This window comes from Paenibacillus sp. YN15 (genome assembly GCF_003285005.1).
Lineage (GTDB): Bacteria > Bacillota > Bacilli > Paenibacillales > NBRC-103111 > Paenibacillus_AR.
This window is the reverse complement of the sequence record NZ_QMFA01000109.1, coordinates 1-648: the sequence shown is the minus strand read 5'-3', so window position 1 is coordinate 648 and position 648 is coordinate 1. Positions and strand designations below refer to the sequence as shown.

At 60.5% G+C, this 648-nt stretch carries 1 protein-coding gene; it reads left to right on the top strand.

Going from position 1 to position 648, the window contains the following annotated elements; translation table 11 throughout:
• Positions 1-648 (top strand): type 1 glutamine amidotransferase family protein (locus tag DQG13_RS31095; protein ID WP_181593111.1); only part of this gene is annotated, 648 nt, incomplete at both ends.

Here is a 648-nt window from a genome sequence, read left to right as displayed (position 1 = left end):
ATTATTCCAATGTGCTGCTGCGCTCCTATGAGGCCTTATCCTACAGCGGTCAAAAGGTGGGCTTTGTCTCGGAGAAGCAGATTGCGGCCGGAGGGCTGTCTGCCTTCAAGCTGCTGGTGGTGCCGTATGCAACCCGGGTGGACCCGGCTACCCTGTCCGGCATTAAGGCCTACATGGAGCAAGGAGGTAGGGTGCTGCTGATCGGCTCCCATGCGCTGGAGCTGGAACCCCACGGGGCAGCCCAGTCGGCGGAGGAGCGGAGCTATGTGTTCGCCCACGCCGACAAAATCACCGCAGCCAATTGGACGGCGGCCCAAATCAGAAGCTTTCTTCAGCCCATTCTGGAGGATATTGCGCCGGAACGGATGCTGCTGAAGGAAGCCGCAACCGGGGAGCTGCCGTACAATGTGGAGTGGAGAAGCACGGAGCATGAAGGCAGGGTACTGCTGAATGTGGTCAATTACGGAGCGGAACCGGTGTTGGCGGCAGCGGAGGCAGACGGCAATCAGGCGGTGCGCTACACCAATCTGATTACCGGCCAGGTGCACGAGGGTGGGGCGCTGGAGCTTGAGCCGCTGACTCCCTATCTGTTTGCGGTGGAAATGGGAGCCGACAACGGCAATGGCAATGGCGGAGAAGGTTCGGAGC